The sequence below is a fragment of the Kingella bonacorsii genome (genome assembly GCF_016623605.1).
Taxonomy (GTDB): Bacteria; Pseudomonadota; Gammaproteobacteria; order Burkholderiales; family Neisseriaceae; genus Kingella_B; species Kingella_B oralis.
In genome coordinates this window covers 273,165-294,192 of record NZ_JAEHNZ010000001.1, presented here as the reverse complement: position 1 = coordinate 294,192, position 21,028 = coordinate 273,165, and the positions used below count along the sequence as shown (strand labels likewise).

Sequence of the window (21,028 nt, the reverse complement as noted above, 5' to 3'; positions counted from 1 at the left end):
CCATGACACGCCAACCACACATCTTTTTCATCATCCTCACCGCCGCCTTCGCGCCGCTTGCCGCCGATGCCTGCTCGCGCATGCAGCCCGTCGCCGCCTTCATCATGCTCAACGACCAAGACAGCGACCGCGCGCTGAACCTGACCGAATGGCTTGCCGCCGGCACGGGAGAAAACCTGATTGCCTCGTTCAAGCTCAACGACCCCGAAGAATTCGCCATCTACGACATCGACCGCAACGGCGTGGTGGAAGCGCGGGAATTGGGCTTTAACTCGGTGCGCTATCGGCTTGACCCGTGCCTGCGCATCCAGTCGTCCCATTTTATGAACCTTAACGCCAGCAGCGTTGCTCTGCATTAACGACCCATCATAGGCAGCCTGAAAATGGAAAAACAGCATTTTCAGGCTGCCTATTGGTGTATAGCATGAATGGCAAACAATTAGGCAGCCTGCGGAGCGAAGCGGAGTTGCGGAGCTAAAACTAAAATGAAGCGGCGACGGCTCGTCGCCAACTGGTGCAATCTGTCGGCGAGCCGCCGACGCTCCATTGTTTGCAGATTTGGCAAAGATTTCAGCCCGAAACGCCTGCGCGTATTGCGTATTGATACACGCCCGCCATCCCACCTACCATATAGGCAGCCTGAAAACCCCCGCCATACGCCAAACTCTTTTTCAGGCTGCCCCATCCCACCACAAGGAAACCCATCATGACCGACTACCTAATCGCCCACAGCCGCGACAACCAACCCATCCACCTGCATTCCCAACTCGCCAACCGCCACGGCTTAATCGCCGGCGCAACAGGCACGGGCAAAACCGTAACCCTGCGCAAACTCGCCGAAGCGTTCAGCCAAGACGGCGTACCCGTGTTTATGGCGGATGTGAAAGGCGACCTTTCAGGCATCTGCCGCGCAGGCAAAAACGAAGGCAAGGTTGCCGAGCGCATCGCCCAATACCAGCTGCCTGCCGATTATCTGCAAGGCTTCCCCGTGCGCTTTTGGGATGTTTACGGCGAAACAGGCATCCCCGTGCGCGTGAGCATTTCTGCGATGGGCGCGATGCTGCTGGCGCGGCTGATGACCCTAAACGACACGCAAGAAGGCGTGTTAAACCTTGTGTTTAAAGTGGCAGACGACAAAGGCTGGCATCTGATTGACCTTAAAGACCTGCGCGGCGTGCTGCAATACGTTTCCGAACACGCCGCCGAATTTCGCAACAGCTATGGCAACGTTTCCGCCGCCAGCATCGGTGCCATCCAACGCCAGCTTTTGCAACTGGAAAGCGAAGGCGCAGACCAATTTTTCGGCGAACCCGAGCTCAACCTGCAAAACTGGCTGCAAACCGAAAACGGGCAAGGCATCATCAACATCCTCAACGCCGAAAAATTGATGCGCTCGCCGCGTTTATACAGCGCGTTTATGCTGTGGTTTCTTGCCGAATTGTTTGAAACCCTGCCCGAAGTGGGCGACCCCGAAAAGCCCAAATTTGTGCTGTTTTTTGACGAAGCGCATCTGATTTTTGATAACGCCAGCAAAGTGTTGATTGAGCAAGTGGAGCAATGCGTGCGGCTGATACGCTCCAAAGGCGTGGGCGTGTATTTTGTTACGCAAAATCCGCTGGATTTGCCCGATACCGTGCTCGGGCAGCTGGGCAACCGCGTGCAGCACGCCTTGCGCGCCTTTACCCCGCGCGACCAAAAAGCGGTGAAATCCGCCGCCGACACCTTCCGCAGCAATCCGCAGCTTAACGTGGCCACCGCCATCACCGAGCTGGGCGTGGGCGAAGCGCTGGTGTCTTGCTTGGACGAAAAAGGGCAGCCTGAAATCGTGCAACGCGCGTTTGTCATGCCGCCGCAATCGCAGCTTGCACCGCTGCCCGAAGCCGAACGCAACGCCGTATTCCAAGCCGACAGCCTGTATCCCGTGTACAAAGACTTGGTGGACAACTTCTCCGCCTACGAAGCCCTGCAACAGCTTGCGGGTGAACAGGCGCAGGCAGCCGAGAGCGCGAAAAAATCAGAAGACGGCTTGCTCGGCGGCTTCTTGGGCGGGCTGTTTGGCAGTCGCAAAAAAGCGGGCAAAGGCTTGGGCTACGACTTGGCAGACAGCGTGGGCAGCCAAATCAACAAACAAGTAACCAAAGCCATCAGCCGCAGCATCATGGGCGTGATTAAAAATATGTTGAAATAAGGTATAATCGCCCCCGTTTCAGGCAGCCTGAAAGAACCGTTTTCAGGCTGCCTTAATCGTTTATAAACCGAAACTTGCCATCAATGGAAGGTGGGCGGCTCGCCGATGTTGCCAACCAATAAAGTCCTAGCTAAACCATTTGGCGACGAGCCGTCGTCGCTCCATATTTAGATTTCAGGCTGCCGTTGGCGTTTTGCAAAGGCTTCGGGCTTATCCATCCGCACCATCAAACCTAAATGTTGGCAAATCGCCAACGCACTATTATTAGGCAGCCTGAAACGCCGTTCTCCACGCTATTCGTTTCGCGCCGCCCAAACTCACACCCCTGCCCCACCCATGATTGCCAAAATTTTCAAATCCCAAAAATCCGCCCCGCAACCCAAAAAATCGGCGAAGAAATCCACCAGCAGCCGCGCCCCGCAGCCGAAAAAAACCACCGCCAAGCCGCTGAACCCCAAGACGAAAAGCAAAGCCGCCGATGCACCGCGCAAGCAGCCCAAAACCGTGCTGTCCGTGCAACACGGCGGCAGCAGCGCCGAGCGCGACCGCAATTTAACCAGCGACACGCTGTGGCTGTTTGGCTTGGTGGCAACTTGTTATTCCGCCATCGCCTTGCTCACGTTTACCATGCGCGACCCCTCTTGGTCGCGCAGCGTGCCGCATTTGGGCATGGTGAAAAACCTGGCGGGTTTGCTGGGCGCATATCTGGCAGACATCGCTTACTATTTGTTCGGCTTTTCGGCTTGGTGGTGCATCATCGCCGCGGGCGTGGCGCTGTATCGCACGTTCCGCCCGCTGGTGGACGCAGGCATGCCGCCCTACAAAAAAATCAACGCGGGCATCGGCTTAGGCATGATGATGATTGCCAGCCCCGTGCTGGAAGCGTTTGCCTTTAACGCGCATTTGGATGCCTCGCTGCCCTTTGGCGCTGGCGGCTTGGTGGGCTCGCTTACCGCAGCGGGCATGAACCACATGCTCGGCAGGGTGGGCGGCACGTTTGTGTTGGTGATTTTGATACTGCTGTCGCTGTCGTTTATCGTGCAGATTTCGTGGCTGGATTTTATGGAAAAGCTGGGCGTGCAGTTGGAACGCTTTTTCCGCGCTGTGTTCAGCCAAAAAGACCGCTTGATGCAGCCTGAAATCATCGCCGAAACCAAATTGCAGCCGCGCGTATTGGCAGAAGTGGAAAACATCATCGCCGCGCCTGTGGCAGAAAAGGTAAGCAGCACCAGCAATCGCAAAAAAATGGCGGTAACCATCGCCAACCCCGCGCAGCAGTCCAACCGCCGCGCGCCTGCCGAGCCTGCCCTCAGGCAGCCTGAAAACGGCATCTACCGCCTGCCCGAATTAGGCAGCCTGAAAATCCCCGAAAACCAAAATGTTATCCTAGCCAGCGAAGAGCAGCTGCGCCAAACGGGCAAGCGCATTGAAGCCAAGCTCTCCGAGTTTGGCATTGATGTGGACGTGGTTTACGCCACCGCAGGCCCAGTCATCACGCGCTATGAAATCATCCCCGCCAAGGGCGTGAAAGGCAGCCAAATTGTGAACCTAGCCAAAGATTTGGCGCGCTCGCTGGCGGTGCAATCGGTGCGCGTGGTGGAAACCATTGCGGGCAAAAACACGATGGGCATTGAGCTGCCCAACGAGCATCGCCAAGAAGTGCTGTTGCACGAGATTTTCACCGCCGATGTGTTTGCCGATGCCAAATCCAAATTATCCGTGGCGCTGGGCAAGGATATTGCTGGCGATGTGGTGGTGGGCGATTTAGCGAAAATGCCGCATTTGCTGGTGGGCGGTATGACGGGCTCGGGCAAATCGGTGGGCGTGAACGCGATGATTATGTCCATGCTGTTTAAAGCCACGCCCGATGAAGTGCGCTTTATTATGATTGACCCGAAAATGCTGGAATTAAGCATTTATGACGGCATCCCGCATTTGCTCTGCCCCGTGGTAACCGATATGCGCGAAGCGGGCAATGCGCTCAATTGGTGCGTTGCCGAAATGGAAAAACGCTATCGCCTGCTCGCTTATGCGGGCGTGCGCAATTTGGCGAGCTACAACGAGAAAATTCAGGCTGCCCAAGCGGCGGAAAAACCGCTGTTTAACCCATTTAGCCTGAACCCCGATGAACCCGAACCACTGGAAAAACTGCCGCAGATTGTGGTGGTGATTGATGAGCTGGCCGATTTGATGATGACCGAGAAAAAAGCGGTGGAAACGCAAATCGCCCGCTTGGCGCAAAAAGCCCGCGCCGCTGGCATCCACATGATTATCGCCACCCAGCGCCCCAGCGTGGATGTGATTACAGGCTTAATCAAAGCCAACGTGCCCACCCGCATGGCCTTCACCGTGCAAAGCCGCATTGACAGCCGCACCATCCTAGACCAAATGGGCGCGGAAGATTTGCTCAAATACGGCGACTTACTGTTCTTGCAACCTGGCAACGCCGAGCCGACTCGTTTGCAAGGCGCGTTTGTGAGCGATGATGAAGTGCATCGCGTGGTGGATTTCATCAAGCAGCAAGCCGAGCCCAATTATGTGGACGGCATCTTAACGGGCGAAGCCACCGAAGCCACCAACCAATTTATCCACCCCGAAGCCAGCAGCAACCACGGCGACGATTTGTTTGACCAAGCCGTGCAGTTTGTGGTGAGCACGCGCAAAACGTCCATTTCCTCGCTGCAACGCCAACTGCGCATCGGCTACAACCGCGCCGCCAACCTGATGCAAGCCCTTGAAGACGAAGGCATCGTTTCGCCCGCGAGCGTGGACGGCAAGCGCAGCATTTTGTCGCGCAGCGAGGGGTAGATTTCAGGCTGCCTTTGTCGCTGCGCCATAAGGCAGCCTGAAAAACGTTTAACCCAGCCAATACGCACCCGCAACGTTTCAGGCTGCTCTTGCTGCCCCATCAAAGGCAGCTTGAAAACAAGTTTCCGCGCTGCCGCAAAACCAAAATCCACACAACCCAACCCAAACAACCATAACAACAATGCCCACCGCCGCCCAAATCAACGCCCTGCTCCCGCAAACCCAATGCCGTGAATGCGGTTTTTCAGGCTGCCTACCCTATGCCCAAGCCCTTGCCGACAGCCAAGCCCCCATCAACCTTTGCGCCCCCGGCGGTGCTATCGTTATCCGCGACCTTGCCCAGCTTTTACGGCAGCCTGAAATCGCCCCCGCCAAAACGCAAACGCCCGCACTCGCATGGATAGACGAAGCCGTCTGCATCGGCTGCACCGCCTGCATCCGCGCCTGCCCCGTGGATGCCATTATGGGCGCGAGCAAACAAATGCACACCGTGTTAGCCGACGAATGCACAGGCTGCGGCTTATGCGTTGCCCCCTGCCCCGTGGACTGCATTTATATGCGCCCCACCGCCGCTGCCCCGCTCCCGCAAGCGCGCGTGTTAAGCAAAGATTCACACGCCGCCGAGCGTTTTCAGGCTGCCCAACACGCCCAAGCGCGCTACGAAAACCAAATCGCACGCAAACAACGCATAGAAGCCGAGCGCAAACAAAAAGCCGCCGCCTACCAAGCCAAACTCGCCGCCCACCCAAGGCAGCCTGAAAACGGGCGCAACGCATTTGCACAAAGCCAAAACGAACCAAACGAACGCAACGAGTTTCCAAAAAACCAAAACGAGCGCAACGAATTACGACAAAACCCAAACGAACCCGCCCCATCGCACCCCCAAAATCCCCAGCCTCAGCCCCGCCGATTTAATCGCCCAAGCCATGCAGCGCGCGCAAAAACAAAGCAACGAGCGCATCGTGCCCAGCAACCACAGCGACTTCCGCCAAAACCAAATCCGCGAAGCCCAACAACGCGCCACTTACCGCCGCTACCAACGCGATGCCCAATACGGCACGCCCGCCGAAAAAGCCGCCGCCATCGAATGGCTGCGGCAACACAAAGCGGAACAAGAAGCGCGCGAAGCCGCAAACCAACAGGCAGCCTGAAAACAGATTTGCAAGCCATTGCGCCCGCCCAACCATTTTCAGGCTGCCGCACCCGCCCGATGCAGCCTGAAACCCAAACCCACATCCCCAGCAAGGAATCATCTCATGTCCAAACCCAAAAGTGGTCTCGGCAGAGGCCTAGACTCCCTCATCGCCCTATCCGGCAACCTCCCGCCCGCCGAGCAAGACAACCGGCTCACCCACATCCCCATTGCCCAAATCCGCCCCAGCCGCTACCAAGCCCGCACCCAGTTTGACGACGACAGCTTGCAAGAACTCGCCGACAGCATCAAAGCCCAAGGCATCATCCAGCCCATCACCGTGCGCGAATACGGGCTGGACAACTACGAACTCATCGCAGGCGAACGCCGCCTACGCGCCGCCCAACTCGCAGGCTTAACCGAAGTGCCCGTCGTCATCAAACACATCAACGACAAAACCGCGATGGCGATGGGCTTAATTGAAAACATCCAGCGCGAAAACCTCAACCCCATAGAAGAAGCCCAAGGTTTGCGCCGCCTGATTAACGAATTTGAGCTCACCCACGAAGCCATCGCCCAAGCCATCGGGCGCAGCCGCAGCACCATCACCAACAGCCTGCGCCTGCTCAAACTGCCCGAGCCCATCCAAGACATGATGGCGCAACACCACCTAGAAATGGGACACGCCCGCGCCCTCATCAACCTGCCCGTGCAGCAGCAGCTAGAACTGGCGCACAAAGCCGTAAAAAACGCATGGTCGGTGCGCGAAATGGAACGCCGCAGCCAAGAAATCCTAAAAGACAAACCCGCCCCCGCCCAGCCCCACCCCGACATCCAACACATCGCCGAGCAGCTCACCGAAAAACTCGGCGTGTTGGTAGAAATCAAAACCCGCAATCAAAAATCAGGGCAAATCATCCTAAAATTCAACAGCCCCGAGCAATTTGAACAACTATTGGAACAACTATAACCCCTTCATCTAACCCTAAGGAGCAAACATGAAAATTCTCGTAACAGGCGGCGCAGGCTTTATCGGCTCAGCCGTAGTGCGCCACATCATCAACCACACCCAAGACAGCGTGATCAACCTAGACAAGCTCACCTATGCAGGCAATCTAGACAGCATCGCCAGCGTTGCCGACAGCGAGCGCTATGCCTTCGTGCAAGCCGATATTTGCGACCGCGCCGAGCTGGATAAAATCTTCGCCGAGCATCAGCCCGATGCGGTGATGCACCTTGCCGCCGAAAGCCATGTGGACCGCAGCATAGACAGCGCAGGCGAATTTATCCAAACCAATATCGTGGGCACGTTCACATTGCTAGAAGCCGCCCGCGCCTACTACCAAACCCTGCCCAGCGAGCGCAAAGCCCAATTCCGCTTTCACCACATCTCTACCGATGAAGTGTATGGCGACCTACACGGCACAGACGACCTGTTCACCGAAACCACGCCCTACGCGCCATCCAGCCCCTATTCCGCCAGCAAAGCCAGCAGCGACCACCTTGTCCGCGCATGGCGGCGCACTTACGGGCTGCCCACCATCGTAACCAACTGCTCCAACAACTACGGCTGCTACCACTTCCCCGAAAAACTCATCCCCCACATGATACTCAACGCCCTAGACGGCAAACCCTTGCCCGTGTATGGCGATGGCAAGCAAATCCGCGACTGGCTGTATGTAGAAGACCACGCCCGCGCGCTGTATTTGGTGGTAACGCAAGGCAAAATCGGCGAAACCTACAACATCGGCGGCTTCAACGAAAAACAAAACATCCAAGTGGTGCGCATCATTTGCGAACTTTTGGAAGAACTCGCCCCCAACAAACCCCAAGGCATCGCTCATTATGCCGACCTAATCACCCACGTTACCGACCGCGCAGGGCACGACGTGCGCTACGCCATTGATGCCAGCAAAATCCAGCGCGAGCTCGGCTGGACACCGCAAGAAACCTTTGAAAGCGGCATCCGCAAAACCGTGCAATGGTATTTAGACAATAAAGACTGGTGGCAGCGCGTGCTAGATGGTAGCTACAAGCTAGAACGCCTTGGCAAAGCCGAATAACGCCGCTATCGGCTGTTTACCCGTTTTCAGGCTGCCTATGCTGTTGAACCCATAGGCAGCCTGAAAACGTGCAGCGCACCATAACCCCCCCTGCGGCAGCCTGAAAACCAGTTTTGCCGCCCCTTAACGCCATTCCCACAAGAGCCCAATATGACCGACACTCCACACAATCCCCCCCACCGCAGCATCAAATCCTACGTCCTACGCCAAGGACACATGACCCCCGCCCAACAAAAAGCCATAGACGACAACTGGGCAACCATCGGCATCAACTTTCAAGCAGCCCCACTCAACCTAACCACCACCTTCAACCGCCCCAACCCCAAAGTCCTAGAAATCGGCTTTGGCATGGGCGTTGCCACCGCCGAAATCGCCCAAAGGCTGCCTGAAACCGACTTTCTCGCCATTGATGTGCACGGCCCAGGCGTAGGCAACCTATGCAAACTCATCGCCGAGCAAAGCATCACCAACATCCGCGTCATGCGCCACGATGCCGTAGAAGTCGTAGAAAAAATGTTGCCCGACAACAGCCTAGACGGCATCCATATCTTCTTCCCCGACCCGTGGCACAAAAAACGCCACAACAAACGCCGCCTGATTCAAGCCCCCTTTGTCGCCAAACTGCTGCCCAAGCTCAAAAGCGGCGGCTATATCCATCTGGCAACCGATTGGCAAGAATATGCCGAGCAAATGCTGGCGGTGCTGCAAAGTTTCCCCGAGCAGCTTGCCAACACCGCCGCCGATTTCGCCCCCACGCCCGATTACCGCCCCGAAACCAAATTTGAAGCACGCGGCAAACGCTTGGGACACGGCGTGTGGGATTTGGTGTTCCGCAAACGATAAGGCAAACAACAAGGCAGCCTGAAAAAGGATTTTTCCCTTTTCAGGCTGCCTTTGTATAGATTACCCCTATTCCGCGCCCTACCCCGCAGCAAATAACGCAGCAACCGATCGCCGCGCAAATATAGTCGCTCCAATTAAGCCTTATACAGCGTTGGCTCGTCTTGCTGTACTACTTGTACTATCTGCGACTCGCCGCCTTGTATAAGACTTAATTGGAACGACTATATCCATCGCGCGTTAAAGCGATTACCCTGCCAGCGCACGGCTTGCCAGCAAGCCGTAAGAGGCGCGGGGCAAGCGTTTCAGGCTGCCCAACGTTTGCGCCCGCGTTCAATTATGATGCCGCACTTCATTTCAGGCTGCCTCAATGGAGCGGCGACGGTTCGTCGCCAATCACGCATTTAAACAGCATCACGCTTGCAACAAATAGGCAGCCTGAAAACAAAAAACCGCTTGGTGTTGAACCAAACGATTTTTACTGGATAGCTTGTAGGTCGGGCATTTATGCCCGACAAATCCCGTTCGCCAAGTTCGGGTATAAATGCCCGACCTACCGCTCTACACCCAAAAGCCAGCCACAAAGCACTAACCCATTTTCAGGCTGCCTCATCCCGAAACAACACCCTATCCGCCCACCAAACCAACAGCAAAATCGGCACACCCAGCGCGGCGGTAAACAAGAAAAACCCCGTGTAATCAATCTGCTTCACAATCGCGCCCGAATAGCCTCCCAGCGTTTTGGGCAGCAGCGTCATCAGCGATGAAAACAGCGCGTATTGCACCGCCGTAAAGCGGATATTGGTAAGCGCGGATAAAAACGCCACAAACACCGTGCCCGCCAAGCCTGCGGCAAAATTGTCCAGCCCGACTGCCGTGTACATCAGCGGCACATCATGCCCGCGCATCGCCAGCCACACAAACAGCAAATTGGTTGCCGCCGCTGCTACCGCGCCCAGCATCATCATGTTCATCAAGCGAAACCGCTGCGCCAACACGCCGCCCGCAATGCCGCCCAAAATAGACATCGCCACGCCAAAGGTTTTCACCGCACCCGCAATCTCCACCTTGCTAAACCCCATATCGGCGTAAAACACATTAGAAATCACGCCCGACACAATATCCGAAATGCGATACAGCCCAATCAGAGCCAGCAGCAGCACCGCGCGTTTGCCATAGCGGGCGAAAAAATCCGCCAGCGGCGCAATCCACACGCGGCGCACCGCATCTGCGCGCACCAATTTGATTTTCACCGCTGCCAAGCCCACCGCCACCGCCGCCAGCAATGACCCCGCCAGCCGCAGCGTTTCCCACAGCAACGCCGCCACAGGCGAAGCCGCGTTTTCAGGCAGCAGCGTGTTGATTTGGCGAAAGGCGAACACAAACGCCAACACCGCCAGCACAAACATCGCCAGCAAGCGCACATTGTCGCCCACATTCTGTTCCGTCGTTTGCGCCTGCTGCGCCACAGGCTCGCGCACCCACAGCGTCGCCGCCACGCCCACCAGCATCGTCGCCGCCATCGCCCAATAAGTCTGCTGCCATGCGCTGTAAACATAATGCGCCTTGGTTGAACCCAGCCATTGCGCCAGCATCAGCGACCCCGCCCCCGCCACAATCATGCCCAGCCGATAGCCAGCCGTGTAGGTGGACGACATCACCGATTGCATCGCGCTATCATCAGGCGCGGCTTCAATGCGATACGCATCAATCACCACGTCTTGCGTGGCAGACGAAAAGCCCAGCAGCACCGCGCCCCAAGCCATCGCGTTCAGGCTGCCTGAAAACTGCGGATTGATGGACGACATCAACACAATCGCCACAATAATCAACCCCTGCGCCAGCAACAACCAACCGCGCCGCTTGCCCAACACGCGCGACAGTAGCGGCACGGGCAGCGCGTCAATCAGCGGCGACCACACGAATTTAAACGAATAGCCCAACGCCGCCCAGCTGAACATGGTAACCGTTTCGCGCTGCACGCCCGCCTCCAACAGCCACAGCGACAGCGTGGAAAAAATCAGCAAAATGGGAATGCCGGCGGAAAAGCCGAGCAGCAGCAAGGCGATGGCGCGGCGGTCTTGATAGCCTTTGAGCGAATGAGCGAACGTTTGCATGGGACGGATTGAATGGGGTGGAAAGAAAGCGCGGATTATAGCATTCGGGCGGGGCAGGCGTTTTCAGGCTGCCTATGCCCGCGCGGATGGATAATGGCGGCATAGAGGCAGCCTGAAACCTTTACAAAAGCCTTGGAGACGGTCTGAGTAGCGAAGCGGCGTTGCGAAACTAAAAGGCAGTACAACAGCAAAGGCAGCCTGAAAACAAGAAACGCCGTCATTCCCGCGCAGGCGGAAATCTTGTTTGATATTCGGAAACGATTGTAAAAACAAACTGTTGTCTCAGGTCTGGCATTGATGCCCGACAAACGCCGACCTGTTTACTGAATACGCCGCAACCTAAAATGTCGGGCAAACGTCGGGCATCAATGCCCGACCTACGAACTGGGCACGTTCGGCTATCAGGCGGCGTTGCAGTTTGTGGCGCGGCAGAAATAAGTTTCGGGCCTGCAAGCCCTTTATCCTGCCCCGCCAAAACAAAAACAGGGCGGATATATCCGTCCCTCCTGCAAAACACCCCGTTCAGGCAGCCTGAAAACCGCTATTTCACGGCATAACGCAATAGGGTTTTGCGTTTTTCGGGCGCAGTGCGGTTGGCATTGCTCAGATAAATTTCGCGATGGATATCGCTGCGGCGCTGCAAACCGTGCTCCCTGCAGAAACGGTCCATTTCGGCGAACGAACGCGGTTCGTCGTCAAACGCACCGATGTGCAGGATGCTGACGCACCGACCGTCCGACATACTCCCGAAGCGGACTTCTTCATAAAGCAGATTGGGCTTTTTGACGCGCGTTTTGGCCAGCGCATCCTGCCACATTTCGGGGGTGATGAAATCGGGCTGGGCAATCATGATGGTGTATTCCAGGCTGTTTTTGTCCAATGCGCCCTGTCCTGCCTGCGTTTTCTGCCGCCACACGCCTTCCAGCGGATAAACGGCAAAGTCATCGACCTCCCGCCCTGCGGCGGTTTTTTTGTATCTCATCTTGACGGCATAGGCCAAACTGTACAGCGCGCCCACGCGTTCGGAAAAATCGGCGGCATTGGGGTTGCCTTCGCCGTCTATCATGATGAACTGCTGTGCGGGAACATCCAGCAAAACGGGTTCGATTTTGATGCCGTATAGGTTTTTGTGGGATTTTTTCCATTCCTGTTTCACGATAATCTCCTTATCTTATCCAGTGCGTTTCAGGCTGCCGTATGCGTTATATAAATATATACATTTGTTTTGTCACTATTTTGCATTTAATTTGTCATACTAATTTCATAAGACATATAGGACAAAATGGAGGCTGTCAGCTATTTTTAACTGAGAAATAATCCTGAATAAACCTAATTTTATTCCCCTTTCTCATACCGTGATGGCACGCCAAAAGCCGTTTCATGTCCGAGAATGTGCCGTCAAGCAGATTGGTCGTGTTCGGGAGGTTCAAATCAGGATAACGCTCAAATACAAACAAGTCATCCAAATTGCGTTTCAAGCTGAAGTATGCACTCCTGATGTTCTTGTGTGTGTAATGCGATTTGCCTGTTTCAGGGTTAAAGGTGCGTTCGTTCAAATAGCTTTGGTATTGCTCAAACCACGTTTGCAGATTGCGTTCAAAGTCGGATTGCTTGCTGTTTTTCAACGTCAATGCCAACCGCCATAGCGTTTTGCCCGCTTCGGTTTTCGGGTTGCGCGTTAAATAACGGGCAATGGTTTTAACCTGATGAAACTGACACAGCTGCACGGGAATATCGGCAAACATCTGTGCCAAACCACGTCGCCCATCACAAACAATACTTTGTATTTCAATGCCTTTGGCTTTCAGGCTGCCTATTGCTGTGAAATATTGTTCGTTGGTTTCGTATTTGACTTCGCTAACGAATAGGGCTTTGCCGCTGATGCTGTCCATCAAAACCATGATGCCGAAACTGCGTCCGAAGTAGGTGGTGTCCATGATGACGTTGGCTGCTGCGGGAGAAATGAAATGCACCTTAATTTGAACTTTTTTGAGATGCCTCAGAATAGTCTGCCGACTGCATCCGTAAGTTTTGGCAAGCTGTGTGGCGGTCTGTTTGCCTTCGCTGTATGCCTGCCCTATTTCCTGCGGATTAAGCCGTCTGCCGCCATCAAACTGTCTGCCGCAAGCATGGCATTTGTAGCGTTGTTTGCCGTTTCGGCAGCCGTTCCTTTTGACTTGTTTTGAGCCGCAAAAAGGGCATTTTTTGTATTCAAAGACTTTGACCTCTTTTAAAGCCTTATAGGATAAGGCTTGCGGGGATTTTTAGCCTCCATTTTGTTACTTACGCCGCGGATAACATAAAGGCAGCCTGCGACCGAAGGAAGTCCCTTTGGGGAAAACGGCTGTGATTTATTTTCAGGCTGCCTCGTCCATTCAATCATCCCCGCGCGTTCAATACCAATCCTGCGGCACATCCGCCAAGCCTTGCACCGCCGCCACCTGCGCCGCCCAGCCTGCCGCCTGCGGCAACACATGGGCAAAATACGCCTGCGCTGTGTGCTGTTGCGCGTGGTAAAACGCTGCGCCGAACAGGTTTTCCTGCTTGCCTGCCAGCGCGTCCGCTGCGGCTAAATACGCCCGCGCCAGCTCAATCGCGCCGAGCGTTGCGCCCATTTGCTGCAAATAGGCATGGGCGGCGAAACCGGCGTTTTCCCCAAAGGGACTTCCTTCGGTCGCAGGCTGCCTTTGGGCGTAGTCCACCATGTGCGCCACGCTTTGCTCTGCCAGCGCGATGGCTTGGCGCAGCGCGTGGGCAAGCGTGGGCGCGGTGGGGGCGAGTGCATCGGCAAGCGTGTTGCCCTCGGCGAGCAGTTTCAGCGGCAACGCGCCTTGATTGCCCGTGGTTTTGCGCCCTGCCAAATCAGCAGCCTGAATGCCGTTGGTGCCTTCGTAAATTGGTGTGATGCGGACATCGCGCATCAGTTGCGCCACGCCGCTTTCTTCCACATAGCCCGCGCCGCCGTAAATTTGGATGGCTAGGTTGGTGAGCAACACGCCGTTGTCGGTGAGCCATGCTTTGATGATGGGGATGAAAAAATCCAACTCGCGCTCGGCTTGTTTACGCGCCACGTTGTCCGCCAAGCCTTCCGCCAAGTCAAACAACGCCGCCGCGCGCAGATACAGCGCGCGCTGGGCAGCAAGCGTGGCTTTTTGCACAGCGAGCATGCGGCGCACGTCGGGGTGGGCAATGATGGCGACATCGCGCCCGTCTATCGCGCCTTGCACGCGCTCGGCGGCGTAGGCGCGGGCGTTTTGGTAGGCGCGTTCGGCAACGGCGTGCCCCTCGATGCCCACGTTGAGCCGCGCGGCTTTCATCATGGTAAACATATACGCCAAGCCTTTGCCTGCGCGTCCGACCAAATAGCCTGTTGCGCCGTCAAACTGCATGGTACAAGTGGGGCTGGCGTGGATGCCGAGTTTGTGCTCCAAGCCCACCACCTGCACAGCGTTGCGCGCGCCCAAGCTGCCATCGGCGTTGATTAAAAATTTGGGCACAATAAACAACGAGATGCCTTGCACGCCCGCCGCTGCATCGGGCAGTCGCGCCAGCACTAGATGGATGATGTTTTCGGTGAGTTCCTGCTCACCCCAAGTGATGAAGATTTTTTGCCCTGTGATGTGATACGCGCCGTTGCCATCGGGCGCGGCTTGCGTGGCAACGTGCGCCAAATCCGAACCCGCGTTGGGCTCGCTTAAATTCATTGTACCGCTCCATTGCCCCGCGCACATTTTCGGCAAATATGCCGCTTGCTGCTCTGCGCTGCCATGCTTGCGGATGGCATCAATCGCACCCAGCGTGAGCATCGGCAGCAGCGACAGCGACAAATTTGCCGCGCACCACATCTCTTCGCACGCGGCAGACACCACCGCCGACAAGCCTTGCCCGCCAAACTCCGCCGGCGCGCGCAATCCCGCCCAGCCTGCTTCGCAAAATTGGCGATATGCCGCCGCCAAATCAGCGTGCGTGTGCACTTTGCCGTCTGCCAGCTTTGCGCTGTGCACATCGCCCGTGCGGTTGGTGTGCGCCCAAGATTGTTCGGCGAACTTGGCGGCTTCATCCAACACCGCCGCCACCGTGTCGGTATCCAGTTCCAACGCTTGCGTGGCGGGCAGTTGCAAAACCTCGGCGAGTTTGCCGTGGGTGCGCAGGGCGAAATTGAGTTCGTTTAAGGGGGCTTGGTAGCGCATGGCTGGCTCCTATGTTGAGATAACGGCTTCATTTTAACACGGCAAGCGCGCTGCTTTCGGCATTGACGGCAGCCTGAAACACAGCTTGCCACACGCTTTGCCGCACGGCAAAAGGCAGCCTGAAAACCGGTAATCCGTTTTCAGGCTGCCTTAATGCTCGGGCATCATGCCGACGATTTGCCGCCGAACTTCTGCCAAGCCTTTTCGTGAAAATAAAACGCCACCGTGTTCACCATCGGCTCAACCAACGCCACCGCGCCGGAAATGCCCACGCTGCCGGTCAAAACATACGCCACGCCAAACGCCACGCTAAAATGCAACACCGCAAAAGTAAACGTTTTTTTCATTATTGTGCTCCCAGGAAATGTTAAGCACACAAATGATAGTCTTTCTTATTTAATCGCGCCACTGGTTTTACATATTGCCGCGATAGCCGGTTTCAGGCTGCCTATGCTGTTAGAAGTTACGCCGCGAAAATATGCTAAAATCGCGCCCTTTGCATAAATTAACAAACCAACAAGGATAAAACATGATCTCCACCAACGGCATCACCATGCAGTTTGGCGCCAAGCCGCTGTTTGAAAACGTATCCGTCAAATTCGGCGAAGGCAACCGCTACGGCCTCATCGGCGCGAACGGCTCGGGCAAGTCCACTTTTATGAAAATCCTCGGCGGCGATTTGGAGCAGACCAGCGGCGAAGTCGCCATAGAAAACGGCGTGCGGCTCGGCAAGCTGCGCCAAGACCAGTTTGCCTACGAAGACATGCGCGTGCTGGACGTGGTGATGATGGGGCACACCGAAATGTGGGCGGCGATGACCGAGCGCGATGCCATCTACGCCAACCCCGAAGCCACCGAAGACGACTACATGCACGCCGCTGAATTGGAAGCGAAATTTGCCGAATATGACGGCTACACCGCCGAAGCCCGCGCGGCGGAGCTGTTAAGCGGCGTAGGCATTTCCGAAGATTTACACAATGCGACCATGGCAGAAGTCGCCCCGGGATTCAAGCTGCGCGTATTGCTGGCGCAAGCCCTGTTCTCCAAACCAGATGTTCTCTTGCTTGACGAGCCGACCAACAACTTGGACATCAATACCATCCGCTGGCTGGAAGGCGTTTTGAACCAATACGACTCCACCATGATTATTATCTCGCACGACCGTCACTTCCTCAACGAAGTCTGCACCCATATGGCGGATTTGGACTACAACACCATCACCGTTTACCCCGGCAATTACGACGACTATATGCTCGCCAGCGCCCAATCGCGCGAGCGCGCCCTGAAAGACAACGCCAAAGCCAAAGAAAAACTGCAAGAGCTGCAAGAGTTTGTCGCCCGCTTCTCCGCCAACAAATCCAAAGCCCGCCAAGCTACCAGCCGCTTGAAACAGGCCGACAAAATCAAAGCCGAAATGGTGGAAGTGAAACCGTCCACCCGCCAAAACCCGTATATCCGCTTTGAAACCGACGAGAAAAACAAGCTGCACCGCCAAGCGGTTGAAGTGGAAAACCTCGCCAAATCGTTTGACAAAACCCTGTTTGAAAAACTGTCGTACATCTTGGAAGCAGGGCAGCGGCTGGCGATTATCGGCCCGAACGGTGCGGGCAAATCCACCCTGCTCAAACTCTTGGCAGGTGCGTTTGACGAGCAATATTCAGGCAGCCTGAAACCCGACGCGGGCAGCATCAAATGGGCGGAAAAAGCCACCATCGGCTACTACCCGCAAGACCATGAAGCCGATTTTGACTGCGACATGGATTTGAGCCAATGGATGCGCCAATGGGGGCAGGAAGGCGACGACGAGCAAGTCATTCGCGGCACACTCGGGCGGCTGCTGTTCGGCAGTAACGACGTGGTCAAAAACGTGCGCGTGCTCTCCGGCGGCGAAAAAGGGCGCATGCTCTACGGCAAACTGCTGCTGTTGAAACCCAACGTGCTGATTATGGACGAGCCGACCAACCACATGGACATGGAAAGCATCGAGTCGCTGAATATGGCATTGGAAAAATACAAAGGCACGCTGATTTTCGTCTCGCACGACCGCCAGTTTGTGTCCTCGCTTGCCACGCAGATTATTGAATTGGACGGCAACGGCGGCTATGAGCATTATCTGGGGGATTACGAGAGCTATTTGGCGAAGAAAGGGGTTTGATTGGCAAAAAGGCAGCCTGAAAACGGGGATAACGGTTTCAGGCTGCTTTTTTGTATGTTTTGTCTTGAAGCCCTATATTATACAGTTGATTAAATAATTAAAATAAAATGATACAAGGCTACAACGCTATCGTGTACAAATTTAATCAACTATAACCAGCCTGAAACCTTTGCAAAACCCCAACGGCAGCCTGAAACCTAAAATGGAGCCGCTTATTAAACATCGCATTACTGGTTTGCCAAAATGTCGGTGAGCCGCCGACGCTCCATTAGTTATATTTGCAAAGGTTTCAGCCTGAAAAGTCAAACAGAAAAGAAACGTAAATTTATGGCTGCTTTATGTTTCGTTTTGGCAACAATTGCAAAAAATTTAATTGACAAATTTTTAGAACATATTTTTAATTATTAAAAATAGTTTATCTAGAATCAGACGATTAAAATACGGAATTGTAAGGTGGCTACATAAAAAACCAGATGATGATTTTGTTGTGTGCATTAACTCTTTCAAGTTGTGGTAAAGAGCAATTTCCAAACAAAGAAAGCAATGCCATAAATAACAAAATTCAAACAATTTATTTGAAATCAAAAGTCTCCAATCAAATTATGCCTGTCTCCTTGCCTAATTGCGTTATTTGGGGAATATCAGGGCAGCATGTAGAAAACGAAAAATTATTTGGCAATGGCATTACTTTGCATGTTGATAGATTGGCATTTTCACAGCCTAAATTTGATGGAAGTCTGAAATGCGTAATGGAGCAACACAGCAAAAGTGCTGATATTTATGCTATTTTCCCCCTAGATGATAAAGAAAAACGTATGCTCCAATCAGATCCATTTGAATATTCCTTGCATAAGGCAACAGCACTTGGCGCAAGCTACTTAGGCAGTAAAAACGGCATGGCTTTATATAAGACAAGCCCCGTTAGCGATAGTATTTTCATTCAAAAGAATTTTATCTCTGTGCATAGACCTTTATCTATTAGCTTTATTCGGTTTAACAATGAGACTCCTAACAGTTCTTTCCGATATTATTTTAATATCTATACAATTCTAAAAGGAGGATATAGATTAACGTATGAAGTAGTAGCAAATGCAAAAACACCCTCCCAATTTGCAGAGAAGTTAAGAAATACTATTGAAAGTAATGAAAATGTTTTAGACCATCCTGAAATTATCGCGGAATTTGTTGAAAATAATGAAAAAATTGCTGATTTTTTTGAGTTAAATATAGCTAAATAATTGATTTTAAATAAATTTATTTTTTGAAAGGTATTTAAAATGAATAGCAACAGTCCTAATAACTCTCCTCGCGTGAATTACAGATTAAATGAAACCCAACGCAAAGAACTTCAAGCAAGAATTGATAGATTTCAACAAGATGGGCATTATGGCGCAGCATATCATTATCTGTATAACAATGTCCCCCACGATACTCTTCGCGGCAGACACGGCACATCTATTGATATTTACTCTTACGAAAACGCAGCCATTAGGAAATGGTTTGATGTAGCTGCGAGTACCAACAGTCATAGTGGCGATCGTACTGACTTGGCATTAAGAGCGATAACCAAAGAAGTAATGAACCAACGAGGGATTGGCAATGAATACTCCGATAAAAAATATAATGAATTTTCAAATCGAATGGCAGAGCGATTATTAAATAATATTGCTGAAACAGGAGAGATTTCTCGCGAAAAAATAATTAAGGGACTAACGTAGATTAGCCCTAAATTCCACACCAATCCCGAAGGATTTTTAGCTGTCGGGACTGTGTGCCGAAGTTAAACCGAAATTCGCATTCTTTCAAGAACAGCGGGAAAGATTTGCGATCGATTCCGTTGTATTTGCGCAAGACGCGTTTCGCCTGATTCCAAAAATTCCCAATGCCGTTGATGTGGTTCTGACGGTCTGTAAATTCCTTGGAATGGTTAATGCGGTAATGGATAAAACCGCTCACGTCCGGCTTGTCGTAGCTGCTCAGGCTATCCGTGTAAACAATACTGTCCGGCATGATTTTCTGTTTGATAACAGGCATCAAAGTATCAGACTTGGCATTATCTACGACAACGGTATAGATCCGTCCGTTACGTTTCAGAATGCCGAAGACAACCACTTTTCCTGCCGCACCGCGACCACGTTTGCCTTTACGCCGTCCGCCGAAATAGCTTTCGTCCAACTCGACAGAGCCATCAAAAACCTCATCGGCAGTCAAGGCTAAATGATGGTTGATGACCATACGGATTTTGCGGTAGAACAGGACTGCCGAATTGGGATGAATACCCAAAATATCAGCGGCAGAACGGGCGGTAACTTCGAGTACAAAAAAACAGAGCAGCTCTTTCTGTACTTTTTTCTTTAATTTGCAGTGTGTTATCTTCATATTTCGAGGGTAACATATCTGCTAATCTAGTACAGCCCCAAAAGATAACATCATAAAAGTCACCGATTCGCAATCCGAACAGCAACGTCTGTCCCGCCGAAACCACATCAGCAGCATCAAGAATTTGAAATTCAAGAAAATGCGCCTTACGAAAACACAACAGAATCGATTGCAAATCTTTCCCGCCATTTTTGAAAGAATACAAATTTTGGTCTGACTTCGGTCACTATCTTGGCCGCTTAAACTCCTGAGGAGTTTGATAACGCTTCCAAAAGATTTAATAAATGTGAATATTTATAAACAATTACAATTATTTATCCTTTTAGGAAGAAAACGATGCCTTATCTGACTAAATTATTTATCCTTATTGTTGGGAGTATTTTTATCATGACTGCATGCGAACCTGTCGGAGAAGAAGCGGCTGCCCGAAAAGCAGTGAGGGCGCGACAAGCCAAAGAAAAAATCAGTTTCAACAATCCCGAACCGGTTACGGGGTTTGAACACACCGTTACATTTGGTTTATTGGGGACAAAAATGGTTGTTCCTTACGGCTATCTTGCACGATATACGGAAGACAATGCCACAAAATGGCTCTCCGACACTCCGGGACAAGATGCCTATTTTAATAATTTCATAAGAATTAGCGTCTACTACAAAAAAACGGATAAAGGTTGGGTTATCGAACCTTATAACCGACAGAACAAAGCACATTTTATCCAATTTCTGACCGATGGATTGGACAGCGTGGACGATATCGATATCCGCAAAGAAACGTGTCATTTAACTCAAGATTTGGGAAAGTGGTTGATAGACTGGGGCGTTAAAAAAATTCCGTCCGCTTATCCCGAATATGAGGCTTATGAAGATAAAAGGATTATTCCGGAAAACCCATATTTTCATGAAATCTATTATATTAAGAAAGGGGAGAATCCGGCTATTATCACTCATCGAAATTATCATAGATACGGTGGGGATGATTACAGCACTGGTGTAAATTCTTGTATTAATGGCTTCAGAGTGCAGTATTATCCGTTTATCAGGGAAAAGCAACAGCTTACACAGCAGGAATTGGTGGGTTACCACCGGCAGGTGGAGCAGTTGTTACAGAGTTTTTTAAACAATCCGAGCAAATAAACCTAAGGAGTTCATTATGGGC

Annotated in this window: 18 protein-coding genes and 2 pseudogenes; 12 read left to right on the top strand and 8 right to left on the bottom strand. The window is 52.9% G+C overall.

Annotated elements, in window-relative coordinates:
• Positions 1-2: 2 nt before the first annotated feature.
• On the top strand, positions 3-359 hold the full coding sequence (locus tag JDW22_RS01505; RefSeq protein ID WP_200521247.1) for a UDP-glucose 6-dehydrogenase: 357 nt from the start codon (positions 3-5) through the stop codon (positions 357-359).
• 211 nt (positions 360-570) lie between these two features.
• Here the strand turns inward: JDW22_RS01505 and JDW22_RS01500 are convergent, their stop codons facing one another.
• The gene (locus JDW22_RS01500; RefSeq protein ID WP_200521245.1) at positions 571-708 is read right to left on the bottom strand and encodes a hypothetical protein; all 138 of its coding nucleotides are present in this window, start codon (positions 706-708) and stop codon (positions 571-573) included.
• Here JDW22_RS01500 and JDW22_RS01495 point away from each other — a divergent pair.
• The 3 genes and pseudogenes from JDW22_RS01495 to JDW22_RS14130 all read left to right on the top strand — a co-directional run.
• Positions 707-2,188 (top strand): helicase HerA-like domain-containing protein, encoded by a 1,482-nt coding sequence (locus tag JDW22_RS01495; RefSeq protein WP_200521243.1) that lies wholly within the window; start codon positions 707-709, stop codon positions 2,186-2,188. The genes JDW22_RS01500 and JDW22_RS01495 overlap by 2 nt on opposite strands.
• 336 nt (positions 2,189-2,524) lie before the next feature.
• Entirely contained in the window at positions 2,525-4,996 is a 2,472-nt protein-coding gene (locus JDW22_RS01490) for a DNA translocase FtsK (protein WP_200521235.1), read from the top strand.
• 181 nt (positions 4,997-5,177) lie between these two features.
• Positions 5,178-5,522, top strand: a pseudogene (locus tag JDW22_RS14130) (RnfABCDGE type electron transport complex subunit B); the annotation flags it as partial.
• An 84-nt stretch (positions 5,523-5,606) separates the two neighbouring features.
• On the opposite strand, the gene JDW22_RS14125 reads toward JDW22_RS14130, so the two are convergent.
• Positions 5,607-5,786 carry a hypothetical protein gene (locus JDW22_RS14125; protein WP_407929579.1) on the bottom strand — a complete coding sequence of 60 codons (180 nt, stop codon included), beginning with the start codon at positions 5,784-5,786 and terminating at the stop codon, positions 5,607-5,609.
• Here JDW22_RS14125 and JDW22_RS14120 point away from each other — a divergent pair.
• From JDW22_RS14120 to trmB, 4 genes are all read left to right on the top strand, one after another.
• A complete protein-coding gene (locus JDW22_RS14120) occupies positions 5,773-6,147 on the top strand; it encodes a hypothetical protein (protein WP_407929578.1) in 375 nt (124 codons plus the stop codon). The genes JDW22_RS14125 and JDW22_RS14120 overlap by 14 nt on opposite strands.
• Before the next feature lie 105 nt (positions 6,148-6,252).
• Positions 6,253-7,098: a ParB/RepB/Spo0J family partition protein gene (locus JDW22_RS01480; RefSeq protein ID WP_200521229.1), complete on the top strand. Its 846-nt coding sequence runs from the start codon at positions 6,253-6,255 to the stop codon at positions 7,096-7,098.
• Positions 7,099-7,126: 28 nt separating this feature from the next.
• The gene (rfbB, locus tag JDW22_RS01475; protein ID WP_200521227.1) at positions 7,127-8,191 is read left to right on the top strand and encodes a dTDP-glucose 4,6-dehydratase; all 1,065 of its coding nucleotides are present in this window, start codon (positions 7,127-7,129) and stop codon (positions 8,189-8,191) included.
• A gap of 150 nt (positions 8,192-8,341) precedes the next feature.
• A complete protein-coding gene (trmB, locus tag JDW22_RS01470; protein WP_200521225.1) occupies positions 8,342-9,034 on the top strand; it encodes a tRNA (guanosine(46)-N7)-methyltransferase TrmB in 693 nt (230 codons plus the stop codon).
• A 596-nt stretch (positions 9,035-9,630) separates the two neighbouring features.
• On the opposite strand, the gene JDW22_RS01465 is transcribed toward trmB, so the two are convergent.
• The 5 genes and pseudogenes from JDW22_RS01465 to JDW22_RS01440 form a co-directional block, all read right to left on the bottom strand.
• A complete protein-coding gene (locus JDW22_RS01465) occupies positions 9,631-11,148 on the bottom strand; it encodes an AmpG family muropeptide MFS transporter (RefSeq protein WP_200521223.1) in 1,518 nt (505 codons plus the stop codon).
• Between the two features lie 541 nt (positions 11,149-11,689).
• Entirely contained in the window at positions 11,690-12,304 is a 615-nt protein-coding gene (locus tag JDW22_RS01460; protein WP_200521222.1) for a GyrI-like domain-containing protein, read from the bottom strand.
• A 136-nt stretch (positions 12,305-12,440) separates the two neighbouring features.
• Positions 12,441-13,310 (bottom strand): annotated as a pseudogene (locus JDW22_RS01455) (IS256 family transposase, variant Zn-binding type); the annotation flags it as partial.
• Positions 13,311-13,541: 231 nt separating this feature from the next.
• Positions 13,542-15,338, bottom strand: a complete 1,797-nt coding sequence (locus JDW22_RS01445) for an acyl-CoA dehydrogenase family protein (RefSeq protein WP_200521208.1) — start codon at positions 15,336-15,338, stop codon at positions 13,542-13,544.
• 164 nt (positions 15,339-15,502) lie between these two features.
• On the bottom strand, positions 15,503-15,685 hold the full coding sequence (locus tag JDW22_RS01440; protein ID WP_200521201.1) for a DUF2061 domain-containing protein: 183 nt from the start codon (positions 15,683-15,685) through the stop codon (positions 15,503-15,505).
• 182 nt (positions 15,686-15,867) lie between these two features.
• Here JDW22_RS01440 and JDW22_RS01435 point away from each other — a divergent pair, with 182 nt between their 5' ends.
• The 3 genes from JDW22_RS01435 (at position 15,868) to JDW22_RS01425 (ending at position 19,211) form a co-directional block, all read left to right on the top strand.
• On the top strand, positions 15,868-17,493 hold the full coding sequence (locus JDW22_RS01435) for an ABC-F family ATPase (RefSeq protein ID WP_200521199.1): 1,626 nt from the start codon (positions 15,868-15,870) through the stop codon (positions 17,491-17,493).
• Between the two features lie 473 nt (positions 17,494-17,966).
• Positions 17,967-18,731, top strand: coding sequence for a hypothetical protein (locus JDW22_RS01430; RefSeq protein ID WP_200521197.1), 765 nt, complete (start codon positions 17,967-17,969; stop codon positions 18,729-18,731).
• Between the two features lie 39 nt (positions 18,732-18,770).
• Complete coding sequence (locus JDW22_RS01425) at positions 18,771-19,211, top strand: hypothetical protein (RefSeq protein ID WP_200521195.1); 441 nt, start codon at positions 18,771-18,773, stop codon at positions 19,209-19,211.
• 7 nt (positions 19,212-19,218) lie between these two features.
• On the opposite strand, the gene JDW22_RS01420 is transcribed toward JDW22_RS01425, so the two are convergent.
• A complete protein-coding gene (locus JDW22_RS01420) occupies positions 19,219-19,872 on the bottom strand; it encodes an IS1595 family transposase (RefSeq protein ID WP_200521193.1) in 654 nt (217 codons plus the stop codon).
• A gap of 336 nt (positions 19,873-20,208) precedes the next feature.
• On the opposite strand from JDW22_RS01420, the gene JDW22_RS01415 reads away from it, so the two are divergent.
• Positions 20,209-21,006, top strand: a complete 798-nt coding sequence (locus tag JDW22_RS01415) for an RTX iron-regulated FrpC family protein (RefSeq protein ID WP_200521192.1) — start codon at positions 20,209-20,211, stop codon at positions 21,004-21,006.
• Positions 21,007-21,028 lie beyond the last annotated feature (22 nt).

Coding starts and splice junctions, on each gene's coding strand:
- JDW22_RS01490 (WP_200521235.1), top strand. CDS start 2,525: ATGATTGCCAAAATTTTCAAATCCCAAAAATCCGCCCCGCAACCCAAA.
- JDW22_RS01415 (WP_200521192.1), top strand. CDS start 20,209: ATGCCTTATCTGACTAAATTATTTATCCTTATTGTTGGGAGTATTTTT.
- JDW22_RS01495 (WP_200521243.1), top strand. CDS start 707: ATGACCGACTACCTAATCGCCCACAGCCGCGACAACCAACCCATCCAC.
- trmB (WP_200521225.1), top strand. CDS start 8,342: ATGACCGACACTCCACACAATCCCCCCCACCGCAGCATCAAATCCTAC.
- JDW22_RS01480 (WP_200521229.1), top strand. CDS start 6,253: ATGTCCAAACCCAAAAGTGGTCTCGGCAGAGGCCTAGACTCCCTCATC.
- JDW22_RS01500 (WP_200521245.1), bottom strand. CDS start 708: ATGATGGGTTTCCTTGTGGTGGGATGGGGCAGCCTGAAAAAGAGTTTG.
- JDW22_RS01505 (WP_200521247.1), top strand. CDS start 3: ATGACACGCCAACCACACATCTTTTTCATCATCCTCACCGCCGCCTTC.
- rfbB (WP_200521227.1), top strand. CDS start 7,127: ATGAAAATTCTCGTAACAGGCGGCGCAGGCTTTATCGGCTCAGCCGTA.
- JDW22_RS01420 (WP_200521193.1), bottom strand. CDS start 19,872: ATGAAGATAACACACTGCAAATTAAAGAAAAAAGTACAGAAAGAGCTG.
- JDW22_RS01425 (WP_200521195.1), top strand. CDS start 18,771: ATGAATAGCAACAGTCCTAATAACTCTCCTCGCGTGAATTACAGATTA.
- JDW22_RS01430 (WP_200521197.1), top strand. CDS start 17,967: ATGATGATTTTGTTGTGTGCATTAACTCTTTCAAGTTGTGGTAAAGAG.
- JDW22_RS01465 (WP_200521223.1), bottom strand. CDS start 11,148: ATGCAAACGTTCGCTCATTCGCTCAAAGGCTATCAAGACCGCCGCGCC.
- JDW22_RS01435 (WP_200521199.1), top strand. CDS start 15,868: ATGATCTCCACCAACGGCATCACCATGCAGTTTGGCGCCAAGCCGCTG.
- JDW22_RS01440 (WP_200521201.1), bottom strand. CDS start 15,685: ATGAAAAAAACGTTTACTTTTGCGGTGTTGCATTTTAGCGTGGCGTTT.
- JDW22_RS01445 (WP_200521208.1), bottom strand. CDS start 15,338: ATGCGCTACCAAGCCCCCTTAAACGAACTCAATTTCGCCCTGCGCACC.